Source organism: Paenisporosarcina sp. P4_B8, from assembly GCF_056402175.1.
Genome location: NZ_JBFUHX010000004.1, coordinates 18,859 through 36,571, shown reverse-complemented (window position 1 = coordinate 36,571; position 17,713 = coordinate 18,859). Strand labels below are relative to the sequence as shown.

Sequence of the window (17,713 nt, the reverse complement as noted above, 5' to 3'; positions counted from 1 at the left end):
TTTTTTGTGAAGAATCAATTATTTGAAAAACTAGATGCGGCATTTGAGGAAATGCTAGTCATCCGCAGATATTTACATATGCATCCTGAAGTTTCATTTCAAGAGACAAATACAGCAAAATACATTCAAGATTACTATGCAGATTTAGGTATTGAGTTCACAGCAAATGTTGGCGGAAATGGTGTAGTTGCACGAATCAAAGGTGCTTTACCAGGTAAAACTGTTGCCCTGCGTGCGGACTTCGATGCATTGCCAATTCAGGACGAGAAAGATGTCTCGTATAAATCGACGGTTCCTGGCGTTATGCATGCTTGCGGTCACGATGGTCATACCGCTACTTTATTAGTTCTTGGAAAAACATTGCATCAAATGCGCGAACAACTTTCCGGAGAATACGTACTCATTCATCAACATGCAGAAGAGTATGCGCCTGGTGGAGCGAAGCCAATGATTGAGGCGGGCTGTTTAGAGGGTGTCGATGCCATTTTTGGTACACATTTGTGGTCACTGACTCCTGCAGGAACGATTGAATACAGAGTCGGACCGGTCATGGCCGCAGCTGACCGATTCGAAATTACAATTCAAGGTCGCGGAGGACACGGAGCCAGCCCCCACCAAACAAAAGATTCAGTCGTAATCGGTGCTCAACTAGTTACTAACCTGCAACAAATCGTCTCTCGTCGAGTGAGTCCAGTGGAATCGGCCGTATTATCTGTGGGTTCTTTTGTAGCCGAGAATGCATTCAATGTCATTGCGGATTCAGCGAAATTAATTGGAACAGTCCGTACATTCAATCCTGAAGTCCGTGATCTTATTGAAAAAGAAATGGACCGTGTCATTCAAGGAACATGCCATTCGAATGATTGCACCTACGAATTTTTATATGAGCGTGGTTACAATGCTGTCGTTAACCATATTGCTGAAACTCAATTTTTGAAAGAACTGGCTGAACATGTGCCGGGTGTCAGTGAAGTGCGTGAAACGGAACAACATATGGGCGGTGAAGATTTTGGTTACTATTTGGAAAAAGTACCAGGTACATTCTTCTTTACCGGGGCGCAACCACAAGGAGAAATATTCCCACATCATCATCCCAAATTTGATTTTGATGAAAGTGCCATGTTGATTGCGGCAAAAACATTAGGTGCAGCAGTCATAGATTATCAAGACTAAAATAAATGAGAATTCGACATCAGTAACATGGTGTCGGGTTCTTTTTTTGAATGGCTCTGTTAACTTTCACGGTTGATTTTATAAAAAAGAAGGAATCTGTGCCCTTTCTGCGGATGAACAGGCAAGCCTCCTCATCAAGCTACTTTATATAAGAAGTAGGTGTTATTAATTTCCAGTTCGTGCTTTCATGCCAAACTTCGAATAATTAAAAGGATTAGGCATATGATTTTAAAACCATGTCTAATTGGAGGTTGCGATGAGAAGGTCAAAAAAAGGAGTAATGTTACTAGGTTTCTTATTTATCAGTCTGGTAGTCGTGATTATAATTCTATCGTCTTTGACTAGCGAATCGGATCAGGACCTTTATTTGCGAGATGTGAAAGAAGTTGAAGCCGTCAACAGTAAATTGATCGAGACGAACTTTCAGCAACAACTTATTACATCATTGAAAAATGAAGGATATAAACCTACTGGAAGCATTGCGTACACGATTTTCAGTATGGATAAAAAGGAATTAACGATCATTTTGCATGGAATCGATACGAGTCAAAGAAAAGCAGAAAACTACATACAGGATCTTACCAACAAACTTTCCACTTCGATGGGTCTTGGAACTTTTGAGGTAACGGTTATAGAGGATAAAGATTAGACTTGTTTTAGAAAGGATGAGCAAATGGATTTACCTGTTACGATAGCTCACAAAGTTCTTCAAAAACAAACACCTAAAGTTAACGTATACTATCCTTTTGTAATTGGTCTCGCCAATCGACAAGCGGAAATGAAAATCAATTCCGTCATTGTTTCAACAATAAATAACACGATGGTCGAGCTTGGATTTCATGAGCCATTTCTGCAGGAAATGGTCGGAGGATTTGAAATCAAGACAAACGAACGAAATATTTTAAGTCTGACATTAACCGTTTATGGGTTTACCGGTGGCGCTCACGGCAATACCATAGTTAAAGCACTGTCGTTTGATGTAACTACAGGAAGACAGTATGAATTAAAAGATTTATTTAAACCAGATAGTGATTATGTAACGGTTTTATCGAAAATCATTGGACAGAAAATCAAAGATTGGGATATTCAATTGCTTGAACCATTCACAAAAATCAGGCCAGATCAAGATTTCTACTTTGCTGACCATTCACTGGTCATTTACTTCCAGCAATACGAAATCACCGCTTACGTCTGGGGCTTCCCTTACTTCCCTATTCCGATTCTCGACATACAAAATATCATTCAGCTAGATGGTCCACTCGAAAAGTTACTGCCCTTCTGAAAAAAGTAATTTCTATTACCAATTGTATTAGAAAAAGGTCTCATAACCCCCTTATATTGGGCTATGAGACCGTTTTAAATTTCCTATTTACTCATCCTTAAGGTAATCTCACTAACTACTACGACAATTAGAGGCAAAGCATATAAAATGCCTTGCTCTACACCAGTAAAAAGCACAGCAATCAGTACGATTATTGCTTGCAAAACTTGTACTACTCTTACTAATTTCAGCACCGCTTTTTTCCGTGCAGTTTCGACCAAGGGATAAAGCATATCCATTCGGAATTCACTAGATGACGATAGGGCTTGTTTGATTTGTATGGCAGAAGCAAATGCCAAAGCTCCTACGAAAATCATTACAACAACAGGAATGCTAATAAATGCCGCACCTATAGCAGAAAGTGCAGTTAAGCGAAGCCATAAGTAGAAAGTATCATCTGTACGAACAAAAGTACGAAACACTAAGTAATTTTGTGCGTTTCCCTCCTGGAATGGAATCAATCGATACATGACATCCATCCATGGACGACGGTGAATACTTCCCCGTACGTGAGGAACATCCGTGAAATAATTAGCAAATCTATAAAAACGCAACATACGATTTTGTTCCATTTTCACAAAGTGCTCATACGGGAATGGTTGTCCCTTAACCTGCTTAATCCAAAGACTATAAAATCCAATTGGGAAAATCAATAGCACCAAATAAAAAGGAACCAATGTGAAAGTGGCTATGATTGTAGATATAGAAATTAAGGCACGTATAGAACGATCTCCCCAGATTCTCTTGCCTGAATTAGCCCACTGGAAGGCAAACTCAATTTGGCCATTCCAAAATTTCAACAATACAATGGTGATAAGAACCATACCAATAGTCAATGGTTTGACTTGTCCTACTTGTGTAAGTAAAGGAATGGCAACAACTAAAGGCAGTAAAACTAGAAATATCTGAGACCAAAATGACCAAGCTAACGCTTTTTTCATATATGACATTAACTTTGATTCCAATGGCAATAAATATACCTGGTCCGGTTCACGAATCAATGTGGTAGGCGGACTATATGCCAATAATAGTCCGATTACAATGGATACTAGCCATGTAGCCGGAAAATCAGTTGGTGCAGACTTCAACCATTCACTATATTGATAACCACCCGCTCCAAGGACAAACACGATGACAATTGCCAGATGTCCTGTAAACACAAATTTCATGTATTTCTGTAGTTCATTTATATAATGAATAAACCGTATTCGCCATACATCATGCAGGTTATTCATGGTCTTGCTCCTTCGTCATTGCGATGTACAAATCATCAAGAGTAGCAAGTGGCATATTGAACGCTGCCCGTAAATCATTCATCGTCCCTTGCGCACGAATGCGTCCGTTGTGCAATAACAAAATACGATCGCAGTAGCGTTCAGCTGTCGATAAAATATGCGTAGACATGAGGACAGATGCGCCAGTTAGTTTTTTTTCATTCATTTGATCCAGTAAAGATTGAATGCCCAGTGGATCGAGTCCAACGAAAGGCTCATCGATAATATATAATGAAGGATTTACTAAAAAGGCACACATAATCATGACTTTTTGTCGCATTCCTTTTGAAAAATGTGATGGAAACCAATTTAACCGTTTTTCCATGCGGAATTCTTTCAACAATACTTCTGAACGCGCTGCCAAAGTTGCTTCATCTAACCCATAGGCCATCGCAGTCAGTTCCAAATGTTCTTTTAATGTTAGTTCGTCATACAAAACGGGAGTTTCCGGGATATATGAAAACGATGAACGATAGACATCCATATTTTCCTTCATTGTCACTTCGTTTAATCGAATTTCTCCATCTTTTGGATTCATCAACCCAATTATGTGCTTAATGGTTGTACTTTTCCCTGCCCCGTTCAATCCTATTAAACCCACTAATTCACCGGGGGCAATGGAAAAGGATAAATCATGAATGACTGGCTTCCGTGTATAGCCACCTGTTACTGCGTTTACTTCCAATACGTTCATCAGATGCACCCCTTTTATTCTTTATCTTATCAAAAAATTTGCTGTATGGCTTTTCACTTGTCACTTCTTTGTATGATAAACTTATGACCATATCTTGAAAGGACGTGACCTAAAATGAGTGAGTGTTTATTTTGCAAAATTGTAGACGGTTCAATTCCAAGTACAAAAGTATATGAAGATGATCATGTGTTAGCCTTTATGGATATTATGCCACTGACAAAAGGGCATACGCTATTAATCCCCAAAAAACACCATGAAAATGTTTATGACATGTCATCAGAAGAAGCTGGTCAATTATTTTCTGTTGCGCCAAAAATCGCTGAATCAATCAAAGCTTCTTTTCAGCCAGCCGGCTTGAATTTGCTGAATAATAATGGTGCTCCTGCTGGGCAAAGCATTTTCCACTTCCATCTTCATTTCATACCTAGATATGATCAAACTGATGGATTTAAGGCAACTTGGCAAACAAAAGAGAAGCAATATTCCAATGAAATGTTCGCTGAGTATGCAGAACTGATTAAGTCAAACATACACAAGTAAACTTGCATTTCACTGCCAAACCTTGTAATATCTTAAGTAAGTTTCTCGCTGTCGATCACAGGATACGCCCGGAGATTCCTAAATATGAGTTTAGAATAGTTGAGGAGAGATGAGCAAATGAATACAAAAAATTTAGTGTTAATGGCCCTATTAGTCGGTGTAGGAGCTGCGTTGTACTTAATCATTCCAGGTTTCGGCGGTGGAATGAAACCTGACTTCATGTTAACGATGATGTTTATTGGTATTTTATTATTTCCAAAAGCGTCACATGTATTTTTACTCGCACTGTCAACTGGTGTTATATCTGGATTATTTTCGACTTTTCCAGCTGGTTTTTTACCAAACGTGATTGATAAGTTTATTACAGCATTTGTCTTTTTTGCAGTCGTTGTGGCACTTAAACATTTCACACAAAAACTTTCAGTTGCGGTCGCACTTGCAGGATTGGGTACACTTCTGTCAGGCATCATTTTCCTATCAGTTGCCATTTTTGTACTCGGAGTAAATGTTCCTTTTGGCGGTCTTGTAGTTGGGGTTGTTTTACCAACTGTAGCGTTGAATGCCATCGCATTCTTCTTTATTTTCCCGATTGTAACGCAATTGTTGAAGCGTTCAAAATTCGATACCGCTTTTTCAAATTAAATAATCTATGGTCTGCCAATCTTGGCAGGCCTTTTTTTTCCTCTAGCAACCAACGGAAATCGGGCTTTCTTGGCACTTTTCGCATTTCATGTTGTCTACCTACAAGCGCCAGCCCACACCTAAGCTTAGGCCCACAGGATGTGGGTCATGAAGGCTTTGCGACATGATGTCGCGATCTTTCCTTCAAACCTTAAAACTCATTCGAAAACGAGTTTTCGATTCGTTTGCTCCTGCGGTTACTCGTCGCAAAGGAGACCTTGCTCCTGCGGTTACTCGTCGCAAAGGAGACCTTGCTCCTGCGGTTACTCGTCGCAAAGGAGACCTTGCTTCCAGCGCCGGTGTTGGGCTTTCTTGACACTTTTCGCATTTCTTGTTGTTTTGGCTTGTCCGACATGTTTTAATTAATTGAAATGAAGGAATAGTATACATATATATGAAGGGAGTGCCTCTATAATGAAAGCTTCTACATTTTTTGTTGGTCTGGTTTCAGGTCTTGTGGCAGGATCAGCAGTGGTCTTATTCTCTACTCCTCAATCCGGTAGCGAATTACGTTCGAATGTCAAAATGGCATCATCTGATTGGAAAGAGAAATTATCTGACGTAAAGTTTCAAATAAGCGATTTAAAACAATCGATAGCTGGTTTAACTAATACGGCAAAGACTGATGTACCGCAAACGATTAATGAATTGAAACAAACTGTACAACAATGGCAGTCAGAAACTGCACCTATTCAGGAAAGTCTTCAAAATGAAATTGCTTCAATTCAGTTGGCAATGGAGGAACTTGAAAAATCAATCACCAAGCATCAAAAAGATGCTTCACCAGCCAGTTCATAATTAAGCATAATGCCCTGCAAAAAATTTGCAGGGCATTTTTTATTTGAATCAATTTCTCGTCAACAAAAAAACTACTTAAATCTTAATATTTACAACATTCTAACTATGCAGACCTTTACTTTATTGCTATAATGATAGAAATTGATTTTTATGGAAGCAGGTGACGATATGTCTGAACAATTGTATACCATGAAAGAAGCTATGCTCTACAGCCAGCGAATTGCCCAGTTGTCGAAAGCGCTTTGGAAAGCGGTCGAAAAGGATTGGCAACAATGGATAAAACCTTATGACTTGAATATTAATGAGCATCATATTTTATGGATTTCATATCATTTAAAAGGGGCTTCCATTTCAGATGTTGCAAAGTTTGGTGTAATGCATGTGTCTACTGCATTCAACTTTTCAAAAAAATTGGAAGAACGTGGGCTTTTGTCTTTTTCAAAACGAGAAGATGACAAGCGGAATACGTATATCGAGCTTACTGAACAAGGTGAAGAATTATTAATAAAAATGATTGAGCATTATCACGATTCTCAGCACGCTGTTATTGAAGGTTCAATGCCTCTTAAAGATTTATACGGGCGTTTCCCCGAATTCATGGAAGTCATGGCAGTAATCCGAAATATTTATGGAGATGACTTTATGGAAATCTTCGAACATTCATTTAAAAACATTGATCAATCCTTTGATGAAAAAATTGGTAACATTAAACCGGCCGTTACAAACAAGAGTTAATATAGCAACGTTTGAAAACGCTATCTAATTTGTAATAAATATTGGCTTGCTTTTTCTATCAAAACATCGTAATGTATGTATCTGCAAGTACATTATTTTACAATAGGAGATGCATACAGTGCACTGCTGGAAAACCATCAATGTAAAAAAACAATACGGATTTGATCGTATTTTCATGTTATCGTCATTACTCGTCGTTGCCGTATTTTCACTTTTTTATGTGTTGCTCGAAATTTTACACGACAATCGCCTTTCGGATGATCGATTCGCTGTTTTTTTACTGAGTTTCTTGTTATTGTATCCGGTTCATAAGAGTCTTCACTTTTTACCATTTATTCGATATCGGAATCGCATACACTTCTCAGTAAAAATACAATTCAGCTTTATGCCTATATTATCGATTCGTATAAAAGAGCCTGTACCTAAAGCACTTTTCTTATTTGCTCTACTTGCTCCATTTTTTATTATTAACAGCCTGCTGATTACTGGTGCATTCATGATGCCCGAATTTGGTCATTATTTTACGATGCTGCTAGCTTATCATTGTGGTCTCTGTCTGATTGATTTGTTATATATTAAAAATCTTGCCCGTTCACCCAAAAAAGCTTTAATTGAAGAAACGGATACGGGATATGAAATTCTTGTTCCTCCAGCTAACTTTTAAACGGATTGCTGTTCTTTTTTTCTTGATTTTGATATGCTTGTGAAGATTGGCAGAGGGGAGGAATAAACTTGATTATCGCAGTTGTAGTACTATTCTCGATTGTGTATTTATTCCAGATTAATCGCATGACTTATGCATTATGTGCGCAACGAGAAATTCCTGAAGAGAAACAAAATAAGATTTTCCGAACCATTAATGTATTGGTGACGATTTTACTTGTTTCCTTTTATGTAGAAATATTATTGACCGCATAAAAAAGTCCATTCGCCTGACTCCAGGCAAATGGACTTTTTCTTTTTGAAAAGCAAAGAATACTTTTTAAAGAAACCCACAAATTAAGAGAGCCTCTCTGTTCAGCTTCAGCGTAAGTTCGGACAGTCGTTTCACTACTTCATCCGAAAATATTCTTTTCCGATAGTTTATGCAACGCCAATGTCGGTCTATCTCAGCCGTTACTGATTTTTAAATTAGCACAAGAACGCTGCACCTACGATGATTAAAAGAATAAATAATACAACGATTAACGCAAAGCTGGATTGATGCTGGAACCCACCACTCACTTCGCACACCCCCTTCCTCTTTGTTATCGTATGCTCTTGTGTTCAACAAGCGTAGGCATATGAGGGAACCATTTTTGTTTTTCCGTCGTCTATGTTATAGTAAAACCGGCAATAAGAAGATAGTTAGGAGAGATTTCCCATGAAAAAAACCGTATTAACATTGACATTAGCAGCATCTGTATTAGCTTTATCAGCTTGTAATGGCGACTCAGCGTCAGACGACAAACCAATTGTCACGTCTAAAGCTGGAGATATTACGAAAAACGAACTTTATGAAGAAATGAAAGAATCCGTTGGTAAACAAGCACTTCAAGTTTTAATCATTGAAAAAGTATTAGCTTCAGAATATGAAGTTTCAGACAAAGAAGTAAAAGCTCAATTTGACAAAGAGAAAAAAGAAATGGGCGAAAGCTTTGATCAATATCTTGCACAACAAGGTCAAACAGAAAAGAGCTATAAAAAATACATTCGTTTGAACTTATTGCAAGAAAAAGCTTTAACTGAAGACGTTAAAGTTACAGACAAAGAAGTAAAAGCTCAATACGAAAACATGAAAACAGAATTAAATGCACGTCATGTATTAGTAGCAGACGAAGCAACTGCGAAGGAAGTTAAAGCGAAGCTTGATGGTGGCGCTGATTTCGCTGCTGTAGCAAAAGAATATTCAACTGAGCAAGCAGCACAGCAATCAGGAGGCGAACTTGGCTGGTTTACTCCAGATAAAATGGTAAAAGAATTCTCTGATGCAGCATTGGCATTGGAAATTAACAAAATCAGTGAGCCAGTAAAAACTAAATTCGGCTATCATATTATCCAAGTAACGGATAAGCGTGAAGCTAAGGTTGGTTCATTTGAAGATGAAAAAGCAGAAATAACTAAAACCTTAAAATTGCAAAAAGCTGATCAAAGCACTTTGCTACCTAAAGTATCGAAGTTAATGAAAGAAGCAGATATCAAAATTAACGATGAAGACTTAAAAGGTGCAATCGATCAAATGTTAAATCCAGAGCCAGCAGAACCTGAAGCTGCTGAATAATAATGTGTACAGGAAAGGCGCTTCCCATTTGAGGAAGCGCCTTTTTGTTATTTGCTATGTTACTTTCACAGTTGTTTTTTTAAAAAGAAGGAATCTGTACCCTTTCCGCGAACGAACTAGCAAGCCTCCTCGGGCCAACAGGATGTTCGTTAGCCTTCGTTCCATTCTTGTTATTTATCATTGTTAATCTTTGCATAACTAACTACCTAATACACGTTTTTCTTATTCAAACGTTGGTTTATAGAATGAACGATTGTCGAGCGGGAATAGACGCTCAGAAAACTCTCCAGGGTTCGTTTTCTTTAATGCTCGATCCAGCATATTCATCTTCGCATCGATATTATCAATATAGTGAAGAATTTCTGCCTCACGCAGCATTGGTTTTTTAGGACTGCCCCACTCTTCTTTCCCGTGATGCGACAAAACCATGTGCTGGAGAAGCATAACTTCTTCCCCTTCAATTTGTAACTCTTCTGCCGCTTTTGAAATCTCATTGACCATGATAGTAATATGGCCTAACAAATTCCCTTCGATGGTATAAGAAGTTGCGATTGGCCCTGATAACTCGGTAACTTTTCCTACATCATGCAAAATAATGCCTGCATACAGTAAATCTTTATTCAATGAAGGATACAAATCACATAATGATTTACCAAGCTTTAACATCGATACGACGTGGTCAATTAAACCAGAGACATAATCGTGATGATTTTTCGTTGCAGCAGGATAAGTCATGATGGCCGCTTGATGTTTTTTCAACAAGTGACGCGTTATTCGCTGAATCTGTGGATTCTTCATTTCAAAGAAGAATTGCATTAACTCCTCAAACAATACTTCTTTCGCTTTCTCAGCAGATGGCACAAGGTCACTTAATGAAATTCCTTCATCATCTTTTACAGCTCGAATGCTTTTGATTCGCAATTGGTTTTTCCCACGGTAGTGTTGTATCTCTCCACCTACACGAACAATTGCTTCCGCATGATACAACGCTTCATGCTCATCATTTGTATCCCAGAGCTTCGCTTCGATATCTCCACTTTTATCCTGAAGAATAAGGGTCATAAAAGGGTTTCCGGTCGTTGTGAATGCCTTTATAGATTGCTTGATTAATAGATAATGATCGACAGTTTCGCCCACTGCTAAGTTTGAAATACCTTTACCTTTCATACCGGCGATACACTCCTTTCCTTTTGCAACAATGCAACATCTATGATGTGTGCATCAGTCCATATTGCCGTCATCTCTTCATGACAAGTGAAATACAAGAATTGATGATGGTTTTCTAAATCTGACATTAATTGTACCATTTGTTTCACACGGAAACGATCGAAATGGACAAATGGATCATCCATTACGAATGGGAAAGGCACGGATCCAACCAATGATTCCGCCAAAGCGAATCGCATGGCAATATACGCTTGTTCTTTCGTAGCTTGACTCAATTCCGCAATTCGATAACGCATGCCTTGTGAATGGACCGCTTCGAAAATTCCCTCGTCATTCACTTCAAGTGACTCATATCGTCCATTTGTTAAGTGCCTAAAGAACTGCTGGGCTTTTTCAAGAACAAATGGGAGTCTATTTTCTTTTAAATTGTGCATCGTTTGCCTGATGGCTTCCGATACAACTTTGTTTACGGACCATTTATGTGCAAGTTCTGCGAGTTCAGTTTTCTTTTGTTCAAATTGTTGTAGTATATACCCATAATTTTCATCACTAAGCATTGAGCTAGTTTGCTGTCTCAGTAATGCTTTTTCCTCCAATAAGTCTTGGCGGGATTTGGTAAGATTATTTGCTTGTTCCTTTAATTGAGTCAACTGGGCTTCTTGTTCCTCATGATTTACAGAAGACATTGCGATTTCACCAATTGATTTGAGTTGCGCTTGAATCGACTGGTATTCCTGTTGAAGGGTTTGTTTCAGACGGTATGCTACGTCGGCTTCATAAAATCCACGTTCAGAATCGACTTGCGCTTCACTCCACAACTTTTGTACGTCTTCAGACAGGGCATCAAACAACTTCTCTTTTTCTGATAACTGAGCTTCCCATTCTTTCATTTTTACTTGATACATTTCATGCTCTTTTCGATTTGTTTTTACATTGTTGCAGATCTCACGCAACCGATGATAAGCATGCTCTTTTGAAAGCGCCTCACCCGTTGCCTCGGACATTTTTTTAAGTCGATTTTGAATTTTTTCTTCAAGAGATTGAACATCCGTCAATTTTTGTGAAATTGATTGTTGCTGTTCCTGAATATGACGAATGCGTTTAAACAGTTCTGGGAACAATTTCGGATGCAATAGCTCTGTAAATCCATGAAGCTGAAGAAAATCCGATAATGTCTCTTTCGCTTCCTCACATTTTGCCTCTTGAATACCGATACTTTGCTCTACCTTCACCGTCAACCGATGCTGATCTTGAAGTTTTTCTTTGAGCTGCTCCATTCGTTCATTATACAATCTCACCCGATTGGTCAATTGCTCAGTACTGGACAATTCCTGTTCTAGTGCTGCAATTTGCGATGAATAATCATCGGGTTTCCTGTCAGATGTACCTTGGTCCATCTTTTTCAATAACACAAAAATAAGTCCTGCTAACACAATTCCACCAATCGCGATCGTCCAGTTTCCTGAAAGAATAGCCCCTAGAATGGAGGCTATACAAATCATGACGGTGATAATTAGGGGAATGTTTGTCGTCACTGCTGCCGGCTGTGTCTCCAGCCGCTGGCGGGCTTTCAACTCGGCCACTTGTCTTATCAGTTTTTGCACATTTCCACTTTGTTGTTGCTCCATTTCAGTAGGTGCAGACGCACGAAGCTGTTGCATTCTACTTTCAATTTCTTCTTTTTCGATTTTTGTTCGTTCCCAGCTTTGTCGTTCAAATCGAATAGCCTCTTCGGCTTGTTGCAATCGATGCATTACTTGTTGAAAGTGCTCTTCTTTTTGAAGGGATACATCCATAGATATCACTTGAGAAAAATGGGACTTGTCTTTGACCCCTAACATTCGCGCTTGCTGTTGTATGTCGGATTTCGCTTGTTCAAGGTCGCTCGTCAACTGTTGCTTTCTAAGCAGCCAATGATGCCATTCGGACTCCTTAGCCAATAACTCTTCTATTTCCCGTGTTTGTTCAAACGACCATAATTCATTCAATTGCTCTAGTTGTTGTTGAATAGCAAATTGTAGCTGTTCCACTTGAATTTTGGCTTCGTGCATGCGATCTTTAGCTTTCTCGTACCGTCGAATTCCTTCTATAGGAAAATTTGCTTGTTGGTTGATAGAAAGTTCTGATTGAAGTTGTTTCTGTTTTTCCAGTAATGGTTTAGCTTGAAGGAGTTTGGCAAATTGCTCATTTTGTTGTTTGACCTGCAGCTCAACATGATTCAAGTTTTCAAGTTCTCCATCAATTTCAGCAATGCGTAAAATGGCTGGTTCGTATTGATCGATTTCCGCTCGTGCTTCTTTGAGCTTCTGGTCTAACATGCGGATTTCTTCAATTTTCATATTCATTTCCGGATTTCTGCCAGATTTTTTAAATAAGCCACTCATTTCTTTTGTCGCCCGTTGCTCCAGCTTCGTCAGCGTGTCTACACCCGTTGTTCCTGAGGAAAGAAGAGTCCGACTTAGCTCTACTTCGGTCATCTTGTCAAAGTTTTGCAATTGATGAATAGAAAAAGAAAAAATCGATTCAAAGGAGTTTCGATCATATCGATAAAGTACTTTTTTTAACGTTTCTTCATCGCCTCGCGTACCATCTTCGAAAAAGACTGTTACATCTCCGGAAGATTTACCTTTGACTCGTTCTATCACCACGTGACCGAACTCAGAATGATCGATATGAACTTGTCCACCGTGTCGACCGCCACCTTTTGGTTCATATCTCATATTGGATTGATTGCGGAGCGGGAACCCGAACATCACCGCCAAAATGAATTGTTGAATGGTCGTTTTTCCCGCTTCATTGTTTCCGAAGAATACATTGATTCCATCTTTCAGATTGATCGTTACATTTTCATGTTGTCCGAATCCATAAATCACCAGTTTCTGAATACGCATGGAAGGTCTTCACTCCTTTCCTACAAGTTCTTTTTGGATGAAAGTTCTAGCCTCTGAGTGAATCGTCTCATAGTCATTGTCATTCAATCTTTCAATATATCGACTCAACCTTGGGTGTTGATAGACATCACTAATAATTTCTTTCCATTGTTGTGTATCCCACGTATCCATGACGGAAATCACCTGCTCAGTCATTCCGCTTGATTCCATTTCAAATGCATCTATAGCATCAAATGTAATAGCATGTACCCAAATATGAGGCTCTTTCATCTCTTGTGTCTCCCGTACCATTGACAGCCACTCTTCAAGTGGAGTACCTTCTAGCATTGTTAACGTATTGGTATCAACATCCGTTAGATTAATCTCAAGAACGCCAGCACCATGAACATTGCGGAAATTTTCAATTGCCGAATCGATTGTTTCAAACCATTCGTTAGCATGAACAATTCCCTTACACGAACAATTTATTTGGTCGTAAATAATTGACGAAGTCGGTATAAAATTAAATTGCGCGTTGCCTTTTTCAAGGAAGACATCATAAAACCCTTTTGGACCTTTTTCGTTCCGGTGACGGCTCTGGATGTTTCCTGGATATACAATGGGGGGATCCGAATGGAGAACTTGTCGCTTGTGTATATGACCAAGCGCCCAGTAGTCATAATTTTTATTTATAAGTTCTTCTTTAGTAAATGGTGCATAAACGGCGTGTGTCGTATCCCCTGACAAACTGCCATGGAGCATGCCAATGTAAAATGCATCCGTCTGGAATGCTTCTTCGTACATTGTCGTCATTGACTCTTTCACATGGCGTTCCGGATAACTGAAACCACTTATGTATACATCATGATGTCGAATTTGAACATTCACTTTTTCTACTTGATCCCGAAATACATGGACATTTTCCGGAAGTCGAAAGCGTGTCCATTTGCCTCCAAGATGATCATGATTTCCATAGCAAAGAAATACAGGAATTTGATGACGGTTGAGCACTTCCATCCCTTCCTGAAACTTATGTTGTGCACGTAAACTACGATCTTCTCCATCATATATGTCCCCGACAATTAATATGAAATCCGGTTTTTCTTGAACAGCCGTTTCAATCAGTGTTTGAAAAGCTTTAAACGTACTGTCTCGGAGAGTCTTTAACTGATGTTCTGGCATCGATGTAACACCTTTAAATGGACTATCAAGGTGTAAGTCAGCCACGTGAAAAAAGCGAATGGATGTCATAATGTCCCTCCTTCAAAAAACGAATATTTGTTCTCATATTATCATTCTCACGTAAAAAATGCTACTTGCCAGAAAGGCAGATTCCAGTTCTGGTGAACAAAGAATTCTTTTACAAAAGAAAAAAGCGGGACATGTTATGCCCCACTTTTACTAGTAATTCTATTTATTTTCTTCCTAGTTCCAATGCTTTCTTAATATCTTTCAACGATTGTGAGGCACCGTACATCAATACACCCCCACGATATACCCGTGAGCCGAACCAGCCCAAAATGAAAATAGTGACTAATAGTATTCCAATACCCAATAGTGGTTCCCAAATAGGCAAATCAAGCATCCCAACACGAAGGAACATAACCAGCGGTGTAAAGAATGGGAAGTATGATGCAAACTGAACATATGATGCCTCTGGATTTCCAAGACCCGAAAAAGCAATGAATGACGCAATAATTATTAAAAAAGTCATAGGCAACAATAGCTGTTGAACATCTTCAGTTCGACTCACGAGCGAGCCAAGCAACGCTGCAAGAGTTGCGTACAGGAAATAGCCGAGAAGGAAGAATATAACAGCGAAAATCATTGTACTGATGCTGACATTTGAAAAACCAAAAAAGGAAAATACACCGGACGTCAAATCAGACGAACTTGTTTTCAAGGCGGTAAAACCAGCCGCTCCGAATATCGCAATCTGCAACAAGCCTAGCGTCCCCACACCTGCAATTTTCGCAAACATGTGTTTAACGGGAGAAACACTCGAAATAATGATTTCCATAACCCTTGAAGATTTTTCAGTTGCAACTTCCATTGCAATCATATTTGAATAGTAGAACACGGCAAAATAAATGACAAAAATCAATACATATACCAATCCGCGCGCCTGACTCAATTCTTCTTCTGATTTAGATGAGGCACTTACCGCATCCTGTTCGAATTGAATTGGTGAAAATAATTGTCCAACTTCTTCTGGTGACAGTTCCAAAGAAGTTGCTTTAATATTTGTCTGCACGGTTTGAAGTGCTTCACGAACCTGCATTGGTTGCTCAAAATCAGTAGCATTTTTAGATATATAAGTCGCTTGGATAGTATCTGTTTCATCTAACTTCAACACTAAGAAACTAGCAATCTTTTCATCTGTGATTTGCTGCTCCAGGTCCTCCACTGATTTGCTGGTAGCTTTTAAAGTGATATCACTTTCTAAAGCCATTAATTGCTGCTGAAGTTGATTGAGCAATTTCCCATCTTCTTCAACAACGTAAATTGTATCTTTCTCCGCTCCCCCATCAAATACACCTGCATCTTGAATTTTGGTAATTATGGTCGCAATGTTGGCCATCAGGAAAATCCCGGCAATCACAATGAGCGTCGTAATCACAAAAGATTTCGTTTTAGCTTTCGTCCAAAATGATTGTTTAAATATTGTCCAGAAATTACGCATGTTCTTTTCCCACCTTTTCAATAAAGATGTCCTGAAGGGATGGTTCTTCAATTGCAAAATATCGAATATCACCTTTCGTTAAGGCCATTCGCAATAATTCATGTGCAGTATGTTCTTCCGAAATTTGAAATAGTCCACCTTCGATAGAAGGCTTGAATGAATTCACACCTTCCATGTCACTTAAAAAGGAAAGATCGAAATCCGCTTTCAATCGAACGTTTTGACGTCCAAATCCTCTTTTCACTTCACGTAGAGACCCTCTGACAATTGCTTCCCCGTGATGCATGATGCAAAGCTGTTCACACAGTTCTTCTACATGGTCCATACGATGACTGGAAAAGACAATCGTGGCGCCTTCTTTTTGGATGTCCATTATCGCTTTTTTCAAAATTTCTACATTGACCGGATCCAGCCCACTGAATGGCTCATCTAAAATGATTAAAGAAGGCTTGTGGATTACAGAGGCAATCACTTGTATTTTTTGTTGATTTCCTTTCGAGAGTTCTTCCACTTTTTTATTTGCATAGTGAGGCACTTCAAATCGCTCAAGCCATTGATGTGCTGCGATTTTGGCATCATTCTTTTTCATGCCGCGGAGCTGACCTAAATAAACCAGCTGATCTTCCACTTTCATTTTTGGATAGAGTCCACGTTCTTCAGGCAAATACCCGATATGTGTACTGTTATCATAGCTGATTGGTTGGCCATTCCAAGTAATGGCCCCTTCTGTTGGATCCAATAATCCAAGAATCATGCGGAAAGTAGTCGTTTTGCCAGCGCCATTCGCACCTAGAAAACCAAACATGCTCCCTTGTTTAACAGACATGGATAAATCTTTGACTGCAGTGAAATCCCCAAATTTCTTCGTTACATGTTCTATCTGTAATGTCATGTGAACACCCCTTAGAATTTTTTCTCGACAACTATACTACTAATCAAATACGCAATCATATGCGCAACATATACAAACGTTAAGATAAAAAATGAAAAACCTGCTCCTTCCACAAATATTGAGGCCATCCAGGCACCTACGATACAGAAAGTTGATATGCTCCAGGCAATCGACCGTGCACGGGTATGCATTTGATGGTAACGTTCATCAAATCTTCGTTTCTTTTTGCCGATTTTATGATTGAAGTAAAGTGCGATGGTAACTGTCAAAAAACCGAAAAAGAATCCAGACAATGCAGCTAAATTATCAACATTTTCAAACACCTTTTTCCTCCTCCTCATAAACGAATAAGTCTTCAATCGTGCAACTAAATAATCGTGCCAATTTAAATGCCAAATTGATGGACGGATTGTATCTTCCTTTTTCTAACGAAATAATGGTTTGTCTTGATACATCTAACTTTTCGGAAAGATCATCTTGCGTCATATTTAATTCCATACGCTTCTCTTTCACGAAATTCTTCAACCATCATCCCTCCTTTACGTAAAGTTAACTTTACGTAAAGCTTACTTCACTTATCCAAAATATGTCAATAGTAATTTACAAACTATTTTTTCTTTTTAAA

21 protein-coding genes are annotated in these 17,713 nt (G+C 38.9%); 11 read left to right on the top strand and 10 right to left on the bottom strand.

Going from position 1 to position 17,713, the window contains the following annotated elements:
• Nucleotides 1-6: 6 nt before the first annotated feature.
• The 3 genes from AC1DSK_RS05410 to AC1DSK_RS05400 all read left to right on the top strand — a co-directional run bounded on the left by AC1DSK_RS05410 (nucleotide 7) and on the right by AC1DSK_RS05400 (nucleotide 2,455).
• Nucleotides 7-1,173: a M20 family metallopeptidase gene (locus AC1DSK_RS05410; RefSeq protein ID WP_477547697.1), complete on the top strand. Its 1,167-nt coding sequence runs from the start codon at nucleotides 7-9 to the stop codon at nucleotides 1,171-1,173.
• Nucleotides 1,174-1,429: 256 nt separating this feature from the next.
• Nucleotides 1,430-1,822: a hypothetical protein gene (locus AC1DSK_RS05405; RefSeq protein WP_477547696.1), complete on the top strand. Its 393-nt coding sequence runs from the start codon at nucleotides 1,430-1,432 to the stop codon at nucleotides 1,820-1,822.
• A 24-nt stretch (nucleotides 1,823-1,846) separates the two neighbouring features.
• Nucleotides 1,847-2,455, top strand: coding sequence for a DUF3298 and DUF4163 domain-containing protein (locus tag AC1DSK_RS05400; RefSeq protein WP_477547695.1), 609 nt, complete (start codon nucleotides 1,847-1,849; stop codon nucleotides 2,453-2,455).
• An 83-nt stretch (nucleotides 2,456-2,538) separates the two neighbouring features.
• Here AC1DSK_RS05400 and AC1DSK_RS05395 read toward each other — a convergent pair whose 3' ends face one another.
• Complete coding sequence (locus tag AC1DSK_RS05395; protein WP_477547694.1) at nucleotides 2,539-3,729, bottom strand: ABC transporter permease; 1,191 nt, start codon at nucleotides 3,727-3,729, stop codon at nucleotides 2,539-2,541.
• On the bottom strand, nucleotides 3,722-4,462 hold the full coding sequence (locus tag AC1DSK_RS05390; RefSeq protein ID WP_477547693.1) for an ABC transporter ATP-binding protein: 741 nt from the start codon (nucleotides 4,460-4,462) through the stop codon (nucleotides 3,722-3,724). Before AC1DSK_RS05390 ends, AC1DSK_RS05395 begins: the two co-directional genes overlap by 8 nt.
• Nucleotides 4,463-4,576: 114 nt before the next feature.
• Here AC1DSK_RS05390 and AC1DSK_RS05385 point away from each other — a divergent pair, with 114 nt between their 5' ends.
• The 7 genes from AC1DSK_RS05385 to AC1DSK_RS05355 all read left to right on the top strand — a co-directional run bounded on the left by AC1DSK_RS05385 (nucleotide 4,577) and on the right by AC1DSK_RS05355 (nucleotide 8,134).
• Nucleotides 4,577-5,002 carry an HIT family protein gene (locus tag AC1DSK_RS05385; protein WP_477547692.1) on the top strand — a complete coding sequence of 142 codons (426 nt, stop codon included), beginning with the start codon at nucleotides 4,577-4,579 and terminating at the stop codon, nucleotides 5,000-5,002.
• A gap of 117 nt (nucleotides 5,003-5,119) precedes the next feature.
• Nucleotides 5,120-5,644: a tryptophan transporter gene (locus AC1DSK_RS05380; protein WP_477547691.1), complete on the top strand. Its 525-nt coding sequence runs from the start codon at nucleotides 5,120-5,122 to the stop codon at nucleotides 5,642-5,644.
• Nucleotides 5,645-5,807: 163 nt separating this feature from the next.
• On the top strand, nucleotides 5,808-5,999 hold the full coding sequence (locus AC1DSK_RS05375) for a hypothetical protein (protein WP_477547690.1): 192 nt from the start codon (nucleotides 5,808-5,810) through the stop codon (nucleotides 5,997-5,999).
• A gap of 98 nt (nucleotides 6,000-6,097) precedes the next feature.
• Nucleotides 6,098-6,481, top strand: coding sequence for a YtxH domain-containing protein (locus AC1DSK_RS05370; protein ID WP_477547689.1), 384 nt, complete (start codon nucleotides 6,098-6,100; stop codon nucleotides 6,479-6,481).
• 168 nt (nucleotides 6,482-6,649) lie between these two features.
• Nucleotides 6,650-7,216 carry an HTH-type transcriptional regulator Hpr gene (locus AC1DSK_RS05365; protein WP_016429165.1) on the top strand — a complete coding sequence of 189 codons (567 nt, stop codon included), beginning with the start codon at nucleotides 6,650-6,652 and terminating at the stop codon, nucleotides 7,214-7,216.
• A 118-nt stretch (nucleotides 7,217-7,334) separates the two neighbouring features.
• Complete coding sequence (locus AC1DSK_RS05360; RefSeq protein ID WP_477547688.1) at nucleotides 7,335-7,880, top strand: DUF3267 domain-containing protein; 546 nt, start codon at nucleotides 7,335-7,337, stop codon at nucleotides 7,878-7,880.
• 68 nt (nucleotides 7,881-7,948) lie between these two features.
• The gene (locus AC1DSK_RS05355) at nucleotides 7,949-8,134 is read left to right on the top strand and encodes a hypothetical protein (RefSeq protein ID WP_016429167.1); all 186 of its coding nucleotides are present in this window, start codon (nucleotides 7,949-7,951) and stop codon (nucleotides 8,132-8,134) included.
• 213 nt (nucleotides 8,135-8,347) lie between these two features.
• Here the strand turns inward: AC1DSK_RS05355 and AC1DSK_RS05350 are convergent, their stop codons facing one another.
• On the bottom strand, nucleotides 8,348-8,449 hold the full coding sequence (locus AC1DSK_RS05350) for a YjcZ family sporulation protein (protein WP_231391157.1): 102 nt from the start codon (nucleotides 8,447-8,449) through the stop codon (nucleotides 8,348-8,350).
• A gap of 130 nt (nucleotides 8,450-8,579) precedes the next feature.
• On the opposite strand from AC1DSK_RS05350, the gene AC1DSK_RS05345 reads away from it, so the two are divergent.
• Nucleotides 8,580-9,476: a peptidylprolyl isomerase gene (locus tag AC1DSK_RS05345; RefSeq protein WP_477547687.1), complete on the top strand. Its 897-nt coding sequence runs from the start codon at nucleotides 8,580-8,582 to the stop codon at nucleotides 9,474-9,476.
• A 222-nt stretch (nucleotides 9,477-9,698) separates the two neighbouring features.
• On the opposite strand, the gene yhaM is transcribed toward AC1DSK_RS05345, so the two are convergent.
• The 7 genes from yhaM to AC1DSK_RS05310 form a co-directional block, all read right to left on the bottom strand.
• A complete protein-coding gene (gene yhaM / locus AC1DSK_RS05340; protein WP_477547686.1) occupies nucleotides 9,699-10,643 on the bottom strand; it encodes a 3'-5' exoribonuclease YhaM in 945 nt (314 codons plus the stop codon).
• Complete coding sequence (locus AC1DSK_RS05335; RefSeq protein WP_477547685.1) at nucleotides 10,640-13,534, bottom strand: ATP-binding protein; 2,895 nt, start codon at nucleotides 13,532-13,534, stop codon at nucleotides 10,640-10,642. Before AC1DSK_RS05335 ends, yhaM begins: the two co-directional genes overlap by 4 nt.
• A gap of 9 nt (nucleotides 13,535-13,543) precedes the next feature.
• Nucleotides 13,544-14,764: a metallophosphoesterase family protein gene (locus AC1DSK_RS05330; protein WP_477547684.1), complete on the bottom strand. Its 1,221-nt coding sequence runs from the start codon at nucleotides 14,762-14,764 to the stop codon at nucleotides 13,544-13,546.
• 163 nt (nucleotides 14,765-14,927) lie between these two features.
• Nucleotides 14,928-16,196 (bottom strand): ABC transporter permease, encoded by a 1,269-nt coding sequence (locus tag AC1DSK_RS05325; protein WP_477547683.1) that lies wholly within the window; start codon nucleotides 16,194-16,196, stop codon nucleotides 14,928-14,930.
• The gene (locus AC1DSK_RS05320) at nucleotides 16,189-17,088 is read right to left on the bottom strand and encodes an ABC transporter ATP-binding protein (RefSeq protein WP_477547682.1); all 900 of its coding nucleotides are present in this window, start codon (nucleotides 17,086-17,088) and stop codon (nucleotides 16,189-16,191) included. The genes AC1DSK_RS05325 and AC1DSK_RS05320 overlap by 8 nt, the downstream gene beginning before the upstream one ends.
• A gap of 11 nt (nucleotides 17,089-17,099) precedes the next feature.
• Nucleotides 17,100-17,411, bottom strand: a complete 312-nt coding sequence (locus tag AC1DSK_RS05315) for a DUF2178 domain-containing protein (RefSeq protein ID WP_477547681.1) — start codon at nucleotides 17,409-17,411, stop codon at nucleotides 17,100-17,102.
• Nucleotides 17,404-17,613 (bottom strand): helix-turn-helix transcriptional regulator, encoded by a 210-nt coding sequence (locus AC1DSK_RS05310; RefSeq protein ID WP_342543064.1) that lies wholly within the window; start codon nucleotides 17,611-17,613, stop codon nucleotides 17,404-17,406. Before AC1DSK_RS05310 ends, AC1DSK_RS05315 begins: the two co-directional genes overlap by 8 nt.
• Between the last annotated feature and the right edge of the window lie 100 nt (nucleotides 17,614-17,713).

Bases quoted from the DNA above. Each gene is read 5' to 3' on its own strand.
- AC1DSK_RS05370 (WP_477547689.1), top strand. From the start codon at position 6,098: ATGAAAGCTTCTACATTTTTTGTTGGTCTGGTTTCAGGTCTTGTGGCA.
- yhaM (WP_477547686.1), bottom strand. From the start codon at position 10,643: ATGAAAGGTAAAGGTATTTCAAACTTAGCAGTGGGCGAAACTGTCGAT.
- AC1DSK_RS05380 (WP_477547691.1), top strand. From the start codon at position 5,120: ATGAATACAAAAAATTTAGTGTTAATGGCCCTATTAGTCGGTGTAGGA.
- AC1DSK_RS05385 (WP_477547692.1), top strand. From the start codon at position 4,577: ATGAGTGAGTGTTTATTTTGCAAAATTGTAGACGGTTCAATTCCAAGT.
- AC1DSK_RS05400 (WP_477547695.1), top strand. From the start codon at position 1,847: ATGGATTTACCTGTTACGATAGCTCACAAAGTTCTTCAAAAACAAACA.
- AC1DSK_RS05330 (WP_477547684.1), bottom strand. From the start codon at position 14,764: ATGACATCCATTCGCTTTTTTCACGTGGCTGACTTACACCTTGATAGT.
- AC1DSK_RS05365 (WP_016429165.1), top strand. From the start codon at position 6,650: ATGTCTGAACAATTGTATACCATGAAAGAAGCTATGCTCTACAGCCAG.
- AC1DSK_RS05375 (WP_477547690.1), top strand. From the start codon at position 5,808: ATGATGTCGCGATCTTTCCTTCAAACCTTAAAACTCATTCGAAAACGA.
- AC1DSK_RS05335 (WP_477547685.1), bottom strand. From the start codon at position 13,534: ATGCGTATTCAGAAACTGGTGATTTATGGATTCGGACAACATGAAAAT.
- AC1DSK_RS05320 (WP_477547682.1), bottom strand. From the start codon at position 17,088: ATGACATTACAGATAGAACATGTAACGAAGAAATTTGGGGATTTCACT.
- AC1DSK_RS05325 (WP_477547683.1), bottom strand. From the start codon at position 16,196: ATGCGTAATTTCTGGACAATATTTAAACAATCATTTTGGACGAAAGCT.
- AC1DSK_RS05395 (WP_477547694.1), bottom strand. From the start codon at position 3,729: ATGAATAACCTGCATGATGTATGGCGAATACGGTTTATTCATTATATA.
- AC1DSK_RS05345 (WP_477547687.1), top strand. From the start codon at position 8,580: ATGAAAAAAACCGTATTAACATTGACATTAGCAGCATCTGTATTAGCT.
- AC1DSK_RS05390 (WP_477547693.1), bottom strand. From the start codon at position 4,462: ATGAACGTATTGGAAGTAAACGCAGTAACAGGTGGCTATACACGGAAG.
- AC1DSK_RS05405 (WP_477547696.1), top strand. From the start codon at position 1,430: ATGAGAAGGTCAAAAAAAGGAGTAATGTTACTAGGTTTCTTATTTATC.